This is a genomic window from Sphingobacterium paucimobilis HER1398, from assembly GCF_000416985.1.
Lineage (GTDB): Bacteria > Bacteroidota > Bacteroidia > Sphingobacteriales > Sphingobacteriaceae > Sphingobacterium > Sphingobacterium paucimobilis.
This window is the reverse complement of the sequence record NZ_ATDL01000022.1, coordinates 95,186-110,267: the sequence shown is the minus strand read 5'-3', so window position 1 is coordinate 110,267 and position 15,082 is coordinate 95,186. Positions and strand designations below refer to the sequence as shown.

General features: G+C 43.3%; 12 protein-coding genes. 8 read left to right on the top strand and 4 right to left on the bottom strand.

What is annotated here, in order from left to right:
• The first annotated feature begins 25 nt into the window (after positions 1-25).
• Positions 26-460 carry a hypothetical protein gene (locus tag M472_RS44775; protein ID WP_144062792.1) on the top strand — a complete coding sequence of 145 codons (435 nt, stop codon included), beginning with the start codon at positions 26-28 and terminating at the stop codon, positions 458-460.
• Positions 461-462: 2 nt separating this feature from the next.
• Here the strand turns inward: M472_RS44775 and M472_RS42100 are convergent, their stop codons facing one another.
• From M472_RS42100 to M472_RS42085, 4 genes are all read right to left on the bottom strand, one after another.
• Positions 463-1,314 (bottom strand): helix-turn-helix domain-containing protein, encoded by an 852-nt coding sequence (locus tag M472_RS42100; protein WP_021071969.1) that lies wholly within the window; start codon positions 1,312-1,314, stop codon positions 463-465.
• An 86-nt stretch (positions 1,315-1,400) separates the two neighbouring features.
• A complete protein-coding gene (locus M472_RS42095) occupies positions 1,401-2,078 on the bottom strand; it encodes an ankyrin repeat domain-containing protein (RefSeq protein ID WP_235049537.1) in 678 nt (225 codons plus the stop codon).
• A gap of 9 nt (positions 2,079-2,087) precedes the next feature.
• Entirely contained in the window at positions 2,088-3,419 is a 1,332-nt protein-coding gene (locus M472_RS42090; RefSeq protein ID WP_021071967.1) for an amidohydrolase, read from the bottom strand.
• A 105-nt stretch (positions 3,420-3,524) separates the two neighbouring features.
• On the bottom strand, positions 3,525-3,743 hold the full coding sequence (locus tag M472_RS42085) for a hypothetical protein (RefSeq protein ID WP_021071966.1): 219 nt from the start codon (positions 3,741-3,743) through the stop codon (positions 3,525-3,527).
• A 286-nt stretch (positions 3,744-4,029) separates the two neighbouring features.
• Between M472_RS42085 and M472_RS42080 the strand changes: the two genes are divergently transcribed.
• The 7 genes from M472_RS42080 (at position 4,030) to M472_RS42055 (ending at position 15,073) form a co-directional block, all read left to right on the top strand.
• Positions 4,030-4,761, top strand: a complete 732-nt coding sequence (locus M472_RS42080; RefSeq protein WP_021071965.1) for a histidine kinase — start codon at positions 4,030-4,032, stop codon at positions 4,759-4,761.
• Positions 4,751-5,482 carry a LytR/AlgR family response regulator transcription factor gene (locus M472_RS42075; protein ID WP_021071964.1) on the top strand — a complete coding sequence of 244 codons (732 nt, stop codon included), beginning with the start codon at positions 4,751-4,753 and terminating at the stop codon, positions 5,480-5,482. The genes M472_RS42080 and M472_RS42075 overlap by 11 nt, the downstream gene beginning before the upstream one ends.
• Before the next feature lie 117 nt (positions 5,483-5,599).
• Positions 5,600-7,870, top strand: coding sequence for a cation:proton antiporter (locus M472_RS42070; protein ID WP_021071963.1), 2,271 nt, complete (start codon positions 5,600-5,602; stop codon positions 7,868-7,870).
• A 124-nt stretch (positions 7,871-7,994) separates the two neighbouring features.
• Positions 7,995-8,576, top strand: coding sequence for an RNA polymerase sigma factor (locus M472_RS42065; RefSeq protein ID WP_021071962.1), 582 nt, complete (start codon positions 7,995-7,997; stop codon positions 8,574-8,576).
• An 83-nt stretch (positions 8,577-8,659) separates the two neighbouring features.
• Positions 8,660-9,832, top strand: coding sequence for a FecR family protein (locus M472_RS0123230; protein WP_021071961.1), 1,173 nt, complete (start codon positions 8,660-8,662; stop codon positions 9,830-9,832).
• 90 nt (positions 9,833-9,922) lie between these two features.
• Positions 9,923-13,603: a SusC/RagA family TonB-linked outer membrane protein gene (locus M472_RS42060; RefSeq protein WP_081643229.1), complete on the top strand. Its 3,681-nt coding sequence runs from the start codon at positions 9,923-9,925 to the stop codon at positions 13,601-13,603.
• Between the two features lie 21 nt (positions 13,604-13,624).
• Positions 13,625-15,073: a RagB/SusD family nutrient uptake outer membrane protein gene (locus M472_RS42055; RefSeq protein WP_021071959.1), complete on the top strand. Its 1,449-nt coding sequence runs from the start codon at positions 13,625-13,627 to the stop codon at positions 15,071-15,073.
• Positions 15,074-15,082 lie beyond the last annotated feature (9 nt).

The window sequence follows — 15,082 nt, the reverse complement described above, 5'->3', positions numbered from 1 at the left end:
TTTAATGTATTCTAATAAAGGATTTATGAGAATTGTTTTTAAAGGATTTTTCTATATGTTGGGCTTGGGATGTTGTCTGACTGCAGCGTGTAACTCGGCTAGTCCTGAAGCAGGTAAAGATACGATAGCTGGGGAGTACCTGTTCCAATCGGAAGGCGATACGATCAATATGGCTCTACAGCAACAAAAGGATTCTGTATTTGGTGATTTAAAATATGCCTTCTCTGGTAAGGACAGGAATATAGGCAAGATAACCGGTTTACTCAAAGATAGCTTGATAACGGGCGAATACAGCTTTGTGTCGGAAGGAGTAACCTCGGTTCGTCAAGTGGTTTTTAGACTGACTGAGCAAGGATTGGTAGAGGGCTATGGCGAGATCGAGGAAAGCAATGGCAAGATGGTCTTTAGTGATATAGATCACCTGAGCTTCGACCACGGCATGATTCTGAAGAAAAAATAGCGCTAGTCTCCTTCTCTGAAGGCAGAAGGCGTCATTCCCGTTCTTTTTTTGAAGAACTTGGAGAAGTTGGCATGGTCATAAAAGCCCAGGCTATAAACGATTTCCTTCATGGACAGCTCCGTACTTTTGAGCAAGCGTTTTGCTTCTAAGATCAACCTATCCTGGATCAAAGAAGAGGCCGGGACATCAAGAACCTTTTTGGTCAGAATGTTCAGGTAGTTGGGGGTGATATGGAGCTTGTCCGCATAGAAAGATACCAGCCGTTGCTCGACGTAGTAGCGGTCTATATACAGCAAGAACTTCGATATAATAGGATTGGTAGTGTATTTTTCAAAATCTTTAAACTGCGTCTCTGCGCATCGACTCAAGAGCAGGGCAATCAGTTTGATCCGTGTCTGTACGATATCCCAGAGAACGTCTTTTTTCGATATTTCATCCTGTATCGCTGCGAACTCCTGTTTGAGAGCGCTATAATCCGTTGGACTGGTGCCAATAACGGGATGATTTTGGTAATAAGGTGTGGCAAATCGTAAATGGGGAATAAAATGTTCAAACCATTCCCTGCTTACCATCAGCTGATAGCCAATACTGTCCGCTGTGATCTGCCATTCGTGCACTTGGCCAGGAAACAGCAAATGAATGTGATGGTCTTCGATCGGGTAGTTGACAAAGTCTATGGTATGCGTGCCTCCTCCTTTTTCGAATAGCATGATGATAAAGAAATCATGTTTGTGGGGAGCATCTATCAGACGTTTTCCTCGAAGTTCGTGATAGAGCACCTGGCTGCTATTGGAATGCTTTTCCTTAAATTCCTGAAGCCCCAATGTAGGGAAGAAGTCATGGCCCTGCTGCATATCATTTAGTTTCCCATAAAAATAGGTATAAAATAATAAGGTGTGTGTGAAAGATAAACTTTTCGGACACACATCTTATAACGATACTATTTCAGCAATTGGACAATCTTCTGATAGCCTTTGGCTTCTGCATGCTGTAGGGGCGTTCGGTTATCATGATCAGGAATGTCCAGTTTTGCGCCTGCATCTTTTAGTATTTGTACGATCTGCTGGAATTTTTCTGTGCCATCACCCAGTATGACTGCCTCCATTAAGGCTGTCCAGCCCAGTCGATTGACATGGTCTATCGGGAAGTCCTTGGTATGAGCCAATAGGCGTACGGTCTCTACATGTCCACGCTCACAGGCCGGAATCAGTGCTGTGCCGTTGTATCTATTGAAAATGTCAAATCGAGCACCATGCTCCAGGTACAACTTGACCAGTTCGAGCTGTCCACTGGCACCCGCATACAGAAATGGGCTGTCCAGATTATTGGACTGTAGATTGACGTCAGCTCCATGTGCGACCAAGATCTTGGCTATTTCCAATTGCTGATTGTTCGTCGCTATAAGCAAGAGCGTCCGTCCGTTTTCATCTCGTGTATTGACGTCTGCGCCTTTTGACAAGGCTGATTTTAAAGCTGCGCTATCCCCTCGGAGCACTGCAGTCTGTATATCCTGCTGTTGCATATGATCATTGTTTTTTGTGTTTTCGTTGTGCTGTTCTGCTTGACAGGCCGTCGTAAAAGTCGCCATCAACAGCACGATTAATAAATTCCTCATCATCAAAACGTTTTAGTATACGATGTTACCTTTGTACATCAAAGATGCAATATTCGATATCCGGGAGACGGCTTCGGCCGAGCAGCTGGCTTCCACCAGTATCGCATCAGCATCCTGTCCAACAGCCGGCCATTGCTGTACGCCCTTGTCATCGAGCGGCACTATACCTACGGTCGCCAATTTCAGTATTCTGGACAAAGCAAATTCACTGGTATAGCCATACAGCTGCGCCGCGAGGTTCGCCTTTTGCAATACACTGCCACTGCCAAAAGTATTCCAGTGGTCGACAATACTGTCATTGCCCAGCATGACCTGGACATGGTGTTTCAATAAGGTTGGAATAGGCATCGTCAAGCCGCCAAAAGGGACGGTAGATACGATACCGATCTGCGAGTGCGCCAGTTTTTCTGCGAGTTCCTCCTGTTTGGTACTGTCGATACGACCTAGTACAAAAGCGTGGCTGAGGTAGGTTTTACCCTTTAAAACGGGGTTTTCCTCCACCTTTTGGATCAGATATTCTACCGTCTTTAAACCAGATTCGCCAGACTCATGTAAGTGTATGTCGATTCCTTTATTATGGTCCAGCGCCAGTTGTACCGTAAAGTCCATTGTCTTCTCGATAGCCCCGTCTATAGAATAAGGGTCTACACCACCGATAAAGTCAATATCCATCTTCGCGGCTTCCCGCAGGTAAGGAGCTGTATCGGTATAAAACACACCATGCTGTGGGAAAGCAACCAGTTCAGCACCGAAGCCCTTCTTCTTGTTTTCTAATGCCTGCTCTAGATTCTTCAGAGAGTCCAACTTGGATGTGGGTTCTATATTGACATGACTGCGGGCAAAAGAGGTTCCCTTCGACTGTAAGAGCTCGATAAGTTTTTCCGCCTTGTATGTTGATTTTTCGAGCAACGAAGGCAATATCTGCTGTTCGAGGGCTATCATACCTTTGACACCTCCACCTGTTCTCCTGGTCGCTTGCCAACGCTCGCCGTAATAGGTCTTGTCCAAGTGGATATGCATATCCTTGAAGGAGGGGAGCAAGAGCATCCCCTTGGCATCGATAGCATCAGCGATATCCTCCTGCTGAGCGCTTATCTTGGTAAATCTGCCATTCTCGATCTCCAGGGCAAAGAGAGCAGTCTTAGTAGCGATAATCGTATCGCCCTCGTATTCAAAGCCAGTCTCCAGTCGAACATTTTTTAACTTCAGTTTTTTTGTATTCATGACTGTATTATCGTTGTGTATGCGATCTGCCGCCAGTAGGGTAGGTCCCATGGTGAGACCCGCTACAGTAAGGGCTGAACTCCGGATGAAGTCTTTTCGCGTTATAGGACCACTGTTCATTTGTTGTTTTTATACAAAAATAGCACACAGTCTCCGGAGTTGTAGGTATATTTTATCACATTGTCTGTACGATTTATAGCTTACGAGGGTTATACCAATAGATCACTACTCCTCGTATAGTCGACAAGCTTCAATACCGTGCGTGGCGAGGCTGGAAACTATTTCGGTATGGTCCAGTCGTATTCCTTCCACGATCAACAGGTTGTAGATGGAGTCAAAATCGATTTTCCAGTGTCGAATCTTAGCGATACGCTGCAATGCATCCTGTACTTTTTGTGCTAATTGGGGCGTGTTGATGTTTGTTTCAAAAATGAGTTTTTCCATGATTATTAAAGTTTTAATACGGGACATCAAAAGTGCACCGTTACGTGTATTAATCCTGTCGAATTATTGTTGAAGCATGCTTAAATTACGTATATCCCAAGAAAGAAAAGGTACGCCTTGCGATAGTATGTAATATGTAGGTCGAAAAATGTAATAACTTCTAGCGGAAAAGGGAGTTTTGTAAAATGTCTTTTGGTCAGGGCCTGTTTTTGCTTTTGAAATTCGGGAATATGCCGCTTTTTATCTAAGTTTGAAGGAAAACAAGTCTTTAACGGTATCATTATACATGTCTGAACACCTGCTATATATCCTGGTTGCTATCCTTGCGACGCTAGTGGGGGCACTTGCGGTCTATGCCGTTTTTTTAAGTCGTGAAAATCGTAGAATAAGACTGGAAGGCAAGCGCCAAGAGGATATTTACAAACGGTTAAACGATCGATTGGATGATGTACATCGTACAGAATTGAACCCACATCTTTTAAAGAATTCGTTAAATGCTATCCTGTCGCACGCTTATCAAACTTACTTTACGATGGACAAGTTGGCTCAGGTGCTGGACTACGTGCTGTATGAAAGCCCCAATAAACTAGTCTCTCCCAAAGAAGAAGTCGCATTTGCCCTCAATCTGATCGAGATCAATAAAATAAAATTGAGTCCTTTATTCGATATACAGGTCAAGGTAGACGTAGAGGAAGAGCATGAACCGTTGTTCTCGGCACCCGTGATGATTCCCCTGATTACCATTGACCTGATCGAAAATGCCTTTAAGCATGCGGATATACAGAGTGCAAATTCTTTTATTGCGATTGCTATAAGCTTCGAAAACGGAATTCTGGAGATTACGGTCAATAATACGATTTCGAAGAAATCCCCACTGGCCAAAAGAAAGGGAGGGATCGGCAGTAAAGCTTTAGAAGAGCGGTTGATGCGCTATTATGCTGGGAGGCATGAACTCCATCGGTTTGTCGAAAATGACATCTATAGCGCCTATTTGCAAATTCAATTATATGAGTCATAATAAATTACGGTGTATTATCCTCGACGACGAGATACCCAGTTTAAAATTTCTGAAGATATTACTCGACCAAGTGGAAAATGTGGAGATTGTCAAGGTCTTCAATGACCCTTTGGCCGTCGTGCGGGAGTACAAGGAGCTCGAGTTCGATTTTTGTATCTTGGATATCGAAATGCCGCAATTGACAGGCTTTGATCTGGCCGAGATTCTTCAGGATTATCCGATAATTTTTGCGACTGCTTATAAGCAATATGCGAGCGAAGCTTTCAATATCAATGCTGTAGATTATATCACCAAACCCATTTCTTTACAGCGGCTTAAGCAAGCTGTAGACAAGGTCAGGATACAGGTCTCCAAGAGCGTCGTATCCGAGCAGCCATACGCGCAGTTTAACACCGACAAAGGCAAGGCACTGATCCACTTTGACAGGGTTCTATTTATACGCAATTCCGATGTAGACAGCAGGGACAAGGTTTTCTTTTTTGATGACGATACCGATGTAATGGTCAAAAACATCAGTTTTGGTGGCTTGCTCGCGATCTTGCCTGCTTCTGGTTTTATCCGTATTAATAAGCGTGAGATCATCTCTTTGCGCATCGTCAAGTTCTTCAATTCGGAAGAGATCGTGACCACCCTAAAAGACCAATTGGACAAACCTCTGGTCTTAGGCTTGAGTGAAACATACCGCAAAACCTTTATGGAGTTGATCACAGCAGGAGGTTAGTTACATTTTTTCTCGGCTTTGTTACATTTTTTGCCCCATACCTTGCGAAGTATCCAAGGCCCATCAACTTAATGGTATTTTTGTAATTCTATAAAGGAGCATAAGCAGGATAATAATATGAAGGATTATAAGAATACGATATTCTACGTGGTTTTGGTCGGAGGTCTGTTGGCCGTGATGTATGGTGTCATCGTACTCGGTACGCGTTTACAGGATACCGAGGCTATCGTCGGTAAAGCAACCAGTGTGAGCGCATGGCAGGATTTTGTAGATTCTATCCAGCACAGTCTCAGACATCCCTTGGCGATATTGTTAGCGCAGATCGTCACCATTATCATTGCGGCTCGGATTATGGGCTGGATATGTATTAAGATCAAGCAACCCGTCGTCATTGGGGAAATGTTGGCCGGAATTATATTAGGACCTTCCTTGCTTGGGCTACATTTTCCAGAAGTTTCAGCGGTATTGTTTCCGATAGATTCATTGAGCAATTTGCAATTTCTGAGCCAGATCGGACTAATTCTATTCATGTTTATTATCGGTATGGAACTCGATCTAAGCGTGCTCAAGAACAAGGCACATGATGCCGTCGTGATATCGCATGCGAGTATTGTTATTCCCTTTACGCTGGGGGTGGGGCTGGCCTATTTCTTATATCAGCACTATGCTCCGGCCAATGTAGAGTTTCTATCCTACAGTCTGTTCATAGGGATTTCCTTAAGTATTACTGCATTTCCCGTTCTGGCTCGGATTATCCAGGAGCGGGGTCTTCAAAAATCCAAATTGGGTGCTTTGATCATTACCTGTGCAGCGGCAGATGATATTACTGCTTGGTGTATCCTTGCTGTGGTTATTGCAATTGTGAAGGCCGGCGCGGCTACAAGTGCGATCTACACCGTCTTTTTGGCCGTGGCTTACGTGTTTGTGATGATCAAGATAGTCCGTCCGTTTTTACTGCGTATCGGCGAGTTGAACTCCGCTAAGGAGAGCTTGGGCAAACCGGTAGTTGCTATCTTTTTCATTGTTCTCCTGCTTTCGGCATACGCTACAGAGGTCATTGGCATACATGCACTTTTTGGAGCATTTATGGCCGGAGCGATAATGCCGGAGAGCAGTCGCTTCCGCTCGTTGTTTATCGAGAAGGTAGAGGATGTCGCTGTCTTATTGCTGCTGCCTTTATTTTTTGTATTTACTGGTTTACGTACGCAGATCGGTCTGCTCAACGATGTCGAACACTGGCTGATCGCAGGCGTTATCATCTTGGTTGCTGTCGTGGGCAAGTTTGTCGGCAGTGCGCTGGCAGCACGGTTTGTAGGACAGAGCTGGAAGGACAGCCTGAGCATTGGCGCATTGATGAACACCCGGGGCCTCATGGAATTGATCGTCTTGAATATCGGGTATGATTTGGGCGTGTTGAGTGCCGAGCTCTTCTCTATGATGGTGTTGATGGCTTTGGTTACGACTTTTATGACAGGGCCTTCACTCGATCTTATCAATAGATTATTTAAGTCTAAGAAAAGTGCGGCCGGTAGCCGGATACAGGACAGGACAAAGTTTAAAATACTTCTTTCCTTTGCGAAAAGCAGTACCGGTATATCCCTATTCCGATTGGCGAATGGTCTTACTGCACAATCCAAAGACAATTCCGTGATCACAGCCCTACATATTGCCCCCTCCAATGAGCTGCACCACTATGAGGTCGAAGAGCAGGAAGAGGACACTTTTAGAGAGATCAAAGAAGTGGCCAAAAAACTGGAGCAGTCCATGTCCTCCGTTTTTAAGATATCTGGAGATATCGATACCGAGATTATCCAGACCACACGCGAGGAAGATACGGATCTCCTATTGTTGGGCGTGAGCGAGTCTATCTACGAAGGAAGTCTCTTGGGACGGTTCCTGGATTTTACCTCACGTATTATTAATCCAGAAAGGTTGCTACATACTGTCAAACAGGCCGAATCTCCATTTGTGACCTATAGCCGCAACGATCAGATCAATGCACGGGTAACCTCCGCTGTAGGTATTCTGATTGACAAAAACCTTATGCACGTAGATCAGGTGATTGTACCTGTTTTTCAGCCCCAGGATATATTCATGCTGACGTACATCCAAAAACTCATCCATAATAGTGACTCTCAAATCATTGTTGTTGATTTTAAGAATGTATTGAAAAACAATGAGGTATTTCGTGAGCGACTGCGCCAATTGGAGCAACAGGCTCCCAACCATTTGGTGGTATATACGGATCAGGAAATCACTTCAGATATGTGGGCAAAGCAGGATTTGATGCTTATCCATCTCACCGTTTGGGAGGAGCTGGTGGCCAAAGAAGTCGCCTGGCTGAAGGATGCACCATCGACATTATTGCTGATTGACAAGAAGAAATAAGAGGAGGAATCTGCTCCCCCAAAAAAATAGTTGGGAGGCGACTGTCTCGAATCAGCATCTTTTTACGTTATAATTCTTAGATTTGGGGAATTTTGATGTGCAAAGAGTCCTAAAAAATAATAAGATGAACCAGGTAGTTGTGGATTTTCAGGCGGGTAACCCTGAGGCCTACCAGCATATCTTTCATCTTTTCTATCGTCCTCTTTGCTTATTTCTCTCCAAAATGGGATTGAATAGCTTCGTGACAGAAGAGATCGTTCACGATACCTTTTTGAAGCTGTGGAACAAAAGTGCTGATTTTTCAGAAATTAACAGTCTGCGTTCCTTCCTGTATGTCAGCTGTAAGAATGCAGCGCTCAATCTGTTAGATAAGGAAAAAAGATTGCGGATCAAGGAAGAAGGCTATCAGCACAGTCAAGACTGGGTAGATTTTCCGGTGACCCAACAGATCATCTATACGGAGACCATACAGGAGATACATCAGGCGATAGGTACCTTGCCGGATCAATGTCAGAAGGTGATACAGCTCTTATTTATTGAGGGGTATACGCCCCAGGAAGTAGCGGACGAGTTAGGGATCAGCAGCAGTACAGTTTACAATCAGAAAATGCGTGGCGTCCAGCTGCTCCGTAATGTGCTGAACAGAGATCAGCTATTCGTTTTTACCCTTCTTTTTGCAGACATCCTATACAGTTCTGTAAAATAAAGACGTTGATTACGAGTTGTTTGTAATATTTTTTAGAAACTCTTTAGAGATTTTAATCCCTTTTTCTGTTATACAAGGTGATTATGGTTAGATATCCACAGCAGATAACAAATATTCTATCGGCGGCTCATCTCAGGGAATGGACGGCGGAAGAAAAGGCATTGGTGGACGCTTGGCTACTGGAAGACAAGCATAACCAAGCTGTGCTGGATGCGATCTTGAACAAGCAACAATTGTCCAGAGACCTGGAGCTATTCCGAAGTTTTGATGCGGAAAAAGCCTGGGAAAGACAGCAGTCCCTATTGAAGGTCGATTCTCATCCGAGCCGGTTGCCTGGCGGATATCCATGGAGGTATTTTTTCTATATGGCGGCCTCTATTGTTATCATCTTGGGCGTGGTGCTTTTCGTCAATCAGGATAAGACCACGCTGCAACAGGAGCCAATTGCGGCGATTCAACCAGGCGCAAGCCAGGCCACGATACGGCTTGCAGATGGTACGGTAGTAGCCTTGAGCGATGCAGGTGATGGCTTGTTGATCAACGATGGCCTGGTGTACGAGGACGGAAAAAAAGTGCCTGGTGTTACCAGCACCAACTTCTCGTCGTTTGAAATGAGTACACCACGAGGAGGGCAGTATCGGATGACACTTCCGGATGGCACTAAAGTATGGCTGAATGCCGAGACCAGTCTGGCTTACCATGAAAACGCAGAGGAGCGACATGTGGACATGACAGGAGAGGCCTATTTTGAGGTAGCTCATAAGTCCAAGGAAAAAAGCGTGCAATCGGGAGAAGCAAAGCCATTTAGGATATCCAGCAATGATCAGGAGATTTCCGTTTTGGGAACCCATTTTAATGTTAAGTCTTATCAAGAGGATCAAAGAAGCTATACCACCTTATTGGAAGGCTCAGTTCATATTGCTGCTGCCGAAGGCCAGCTCCTGCTGACTCCTGGAGAGCAAAGTATTGCTCAAGGCAATTCGTTGCACAAAGCAAAGGTCGATGTGGCTGCGGTAATGGCTTGGAAGGAAGGAAACTTTGTGTTTAATTCGGAGCGTCTGGACGAGATCTTACGTCAGGTAGGGCGCTGGTATGACGTCGATTTTAGAATCGAGAACGAAGCCTTAAAGGCCGAAAAGTTTGAGGTGATGGTACCTCGTTTTGGCCAATTGAAAGAACTCCTCGAGTTGTTGCAAAAAACCGGAAAGATTAAATTCAGATATGAAGACAGAAATATATATGTAAAAGAGAAATAATTTTTAAAAGAAAGTAAGGTAGAAGCGATTGCGGCGCCTCTACCCGAAGGCCTAAAACTGTAGTACAACAAATTTTTAAAACCTAATCAAATGTATGAAAATTATGGACAAGATACCCCTGTCTCTAAGGGTTATTTTGCGGGATTAAAACAAGTTGTCTGCTACCATCTGCTAAGAGGTAGTAGGACATGGAGGAGAAGAATTATGCGAGTGTCATTGACTTCGATTTTTATGACGTTTTGCCTGATGCAACTTTCTGCCAGCGGCATTGCTCAGCAGGTTACATTAAAGGCAAAGTCAACATCAGTACGCCAAGTCTTTATGGCGATCAACAAGCAGACAGGATACCACTACGTATGGTCTGCCCGGGATGTAGATCCGAATACCAAGATCTCGGTCGATATCGAGCAAAAGCCACTGGATCAAGCTTTGGTTTCGATTTTGAACAGCTTGAATTTAAGTTACGAGATTGATAATAAAACCATCGTAATCAAGGAAAAAGGAAGAGTTGTATCTAACAATACTGCAAGTCCAGTTAATGCTTTGGCAGAAGTACAGCAAAAACAGGTATCCGGTCGCATCGTAGATGCACAGGGCAAGCCGGTTCGTGGTGTCAGTATCCGTGTCAAAGGAACAGATCTGGGTACGGTGACCGATGAGCAAGGTTACTTTAAGTTCAACCAAACGGTCGATGTCGGGCAAAAGCTAGAGTGTTCTTGTCTGGGCTACAAATCCATGGAAGTGACGGCGTCCACCAATATGGGGACGATTGTACTTCAGGATCTGAGTGCTGAAGTTGAGACGGTTGATATTGTGGTTAACACGGGTTATCAAAAAATCAGTAAAGAACGTGCCGCAGGTTCCTTTGCTCAGATTACATCCAAAGATATGGAAGGTAGGCTACAGACTAGCTTTTTGGAAAGAGCGGAAGGTTTGTTGCCAGGTATGAGTCTCAATTTGAATACTTCATTACTTAACCCTCAGAATAAAAATAATTCAGTAGGGATTGAAGTTCGTGGTAGAGCGACACTTAATGCGGAAGCAGCTCCCTTGATTGTTGTTGACGGCATGCCTTATCAAGGCGATTTGACAGCACTCAATCCCAATGATATCGAGACGATGACCGTATTGAAGGATGCTTCAGCAGCTTCTATCTATGGGGTACGTTCTTCCAATGGGGTTATTGTCATTACGACAAAAATGGGAAAAGAAGGACCTGCTAGGATCGATTACTCTAACACGCTATCTTTTAAAGGATTGCCTAGTAAAAAGTACCAAAACCAAATGAGTTCCGCAGAGCTTGTAGATTTCCAAAGGCAAATGTTTGGATACAATTCTACGGATTATTCGTCGATACAAAAAGAGCGATATATGAACGATGTATACCTGATATTGCATGAGCATAAAGCAGGTATGTTATCTGATGCGGAATTGGAGAGCAAGCTAGATGTATATCGTAATAGAAGCCGCTGGGATAATATGGATGAGTTTTTGAACAGTACCATAATGGACCAACAGCACAATCTATCGCTCTCGGGAGGTACCGATCGTTACAAATACAGTTATTCCTTGAATTATACACAGCCAGGAGAATATAACAAAGGACGTCCAGTGAATAAGGGGATCGGTTTTAATGTCAAAAATAGTGTAAAACTTACCGATTGGATGAATGTGAACCTGAATGTATTGGGTAAGAATCAGAAACAAGATGGTGATATAGGTTTTAATTATTATGACAACTATGTAGGAGGTAGAGCTTCTTACTTTATGCTTCGCAATGCGGATGGCTCACCAGCACAATGGTACAGTGATAAGTCACAGTTTGAAATAGACCGACTAAATGGTCTTGGGCTAGAAGACGAGAGTTATATGCCTATTGAACATGTTAATAAAACCCATGTCAACTTCTTTAACAAATACCTCAATATTAATGTAGGAGCTAATTTTAAGCTAATGAAAGGCTTAACTTTTGATCTGATGTACCAGACCGAGCGTACCGAAGGATACAAGGCTACCACCTACGCGAAAGACAACAATACGGTAAGCCGTCAAATTAATGACGCTACGCAGATTGATAAAGATGGAATCATCAAGCGTAACGTACCACAGGGTGCGCAGTTGTCAGAGCGTCGCAATGATATCAACTCGTATACCTTACGTGGACAGTTGAATTACGAAAATACCTTTGGAGATAAGCATGACATCAATGTGATAGCTGGAGCAGAGCGACGTCAGATCAATAGTCGCTTTACTGATCTATACAAATACGGCTATGACCCGAGTTCTTTAGTGTATAAAGGTATTAATGAAGACTTATTTGGGGTTAATTTAAAAAACACAGAGTCTTTGTTTGGAAATTATACACTAGAGAAAAAGGAAAAAGGTTTTGAGGATCTACTGGATCGTTTTATTTCGTTCTATGCTAACGGGTCTTATACCTACAATCGTAATTTAACCTTGTCAGCTAGTATTCGTATGGATCAATCCAACCTCTTTGGTACGGATGTCAAGAATCAGTATAAACCTTTATGGTCAGTTGGGGCTTTATATAAATTACCTACGTTCGAGCAAGATTGGCTGGATCGCTTGGCAGTACGTATGACTTATGGTGTAAATGGTAATGTACCTAAAGGTAATGGCCCATACCTCATATCTCAGGTCAATTCACGATTAAATTACTTTACAGGAGAAATGCAGGCTGGTATTACATCTCCACCCAATCCTTCTTTACGTTGGGAACGCACCGATATTTTCAATTTTGGTATAGATGTTTCCGTATTTAATCGATTGACAGCCTCAGTAGATATTTATAACAAAAGTACAGCTGATTTGTTAGGACCTACAGCAGTGGATCCTACTTTAGGTTGGTCTGTCGTCAACATGAATTACGGTAATATGCGTAATCGCGGGATCGAGGTAGCTTTGAATGCTAAAGTGATACAGTACGATAATTTTAGATGGAATTCTACATTGAATTTTAGCTATAATAAAAATGAAATAACAAATCTTTATACCCAGCAGAGCACGCCTTACAGCTACTATAATACCGTACAGGAGCGTGTAGGTAAGCCAATAGGTAGCTTGTATAGTATTGACTATGCGGGGCTTGACGCTACTGGAGCGCCACAAGCCCGTAAGGCGGATGGCACACTGGTCAAGACAACACAGCAGTTGAGTGTAGATGATTTGATCTATAATGGTACGACTATTCCTCCCTATAGTGTAGCTTTCCGAAATGGTTTTGACTATAAAGATTTCTCCTTAAACTTTATGTTTATTTTCAATGGTGGTCATGTGATGCGCTCCGTACGACCAGAGCCTTTGACTAAATATCCGATGTTGAATTATACCGCCAACTTTGATAGACTTTGGTTAAACTACTGGAGAAACCCTGGTGACGAAGTGGATGCCGATATCGCTCCGCGTTATATGGCTGGTGCTTCTAACACGGTAACGGATATTTACTCTGCAGGTGATCGATTTGTGGAAAGTGCGGATTATATCAAGTTGCGCGATATCTCGTTAAGCTATAATTTACCAGCCAAGTTAGTAGAAAAAACACCATTGCGTTATGTTCGTATTACCGGTCAGGTGATGAATGCGTGGCGTTGGGCAGCTAACAAGCACAATATCGATCCAGAAGTATGGTTCGGTTACGGTAGAACCCCCAACAATTTAAAGCTTCCTGAGGGATATCGTCCACCGGATTCACCAACGAGAGGTGTTTTGGCTCCAGTAACTTACAGTTTCGGTGTATCGGTTGGTTTATAATTCATTTAATTATCAAAAAACATGAAGAAAATATTTTCTATAGCTTTAGTAGCTTCTATATTCCTTTCAAGTTGTAATTCTTACCTGGACGTGAAGCCTAAAGGGTTTACGATACCTGAGTTGCTCAATGACTATCAGTTACTTTTGAATGATCAAGGTCTGATACGTGCCTCGCCAGTGTTTTCTAACTACATAACGGACAACATTCTGTCAGGCACTAGGGTTGACGTGAATAGATCAGCAAGTTTTGACTACTATTCGACATTCCAAAAGCGTTTGTACACTTTTGAACATGGTCCGATATTCGAAGATGGACAATATGAGATTTATTGGGAAACTGCATATTCTCATATTTTTACGTTCAATGTAATTATTAATAACGTACTCGCTGCCAAGGATGGTAAGGAGTCTGAAAAGAAACGAGTGTGGGCAGAAGCGAAAGTAGGTAGGGCTTTTGAGTATTTATCTTTAGTCAATATCTATAGTAAGCATTATGATGCAGCTACAGCAGATACGGATTTAGGTGTGCCTTTGGTACTTACTGAGGATATTACAAAGACCTATGAGCGTGTATCAGTAGCAAAGATTTACGAATTGGTACGACAGGATTTAGAAGACGCTTTACCTCATCTTGCAACCCATTCAAATAACAAGTACCAAGCCCTAAAGTCTGTTGGATATGGGTTTCTAAGTAGAATGGCTCTATATCAGGGGGACTTTAAAGCGGCCTTGGAAAATGCCACCGAAGCACTGAAGCTGAACGATTATTTGGAAGATTATAATCTGTATACGACCAAAGAAAAGTCTACTTGGGGAAGGGTACATCTAAAAACAGATGTAGACGAAGAATTTCCAGAAATCAGAGATAACAATGAGGTTCTTTGGGGACGAATGGGGACAGCATCAAACGGATCATTAAATACAGAGGTCTATGCTTCAAATGATTTGATGGAAACTTACAAGCGTAACTTGGATGCACATGCTAAGGACATGCGGTACGAATTATTTTTCTGTCGTGACAGTGCTTCCTTCGGCGCAAATGTAATCCGCTTTCCTGGCCGGGTGTTATGGGCGCCATGGATAGACTTTAACACTGGTTTCGGAACGCCTGAGCTGTACCTGATTGCGGCGGAAGCCGAAGCCCGTATTGGCTCTACAGCCGAAGCATTGCGTTTGATTAACACGTTAAGAGATAAACGTATTGAAAACAATAAGCCTATTACGGGTTTGAACAAAGATCAGACTTTGCAGCTGGTTTTGGACGAACGCAATAGGGAAATGCCATTAACAGCGAGTACGCGATTGATAGATTTAAAGCGTTTACACCTGACGGGCGACCTAACCAAGGATATCGTACATTACGTAGAAGGAGAGGAATTCCGTATGTCATCGGGGGATGCACGAATGATCTTTCCTGTTGCCCCCAAGGCATTGGATATTAACCCTACCATGCCACAATACAAAAGATAAATCCAAAGG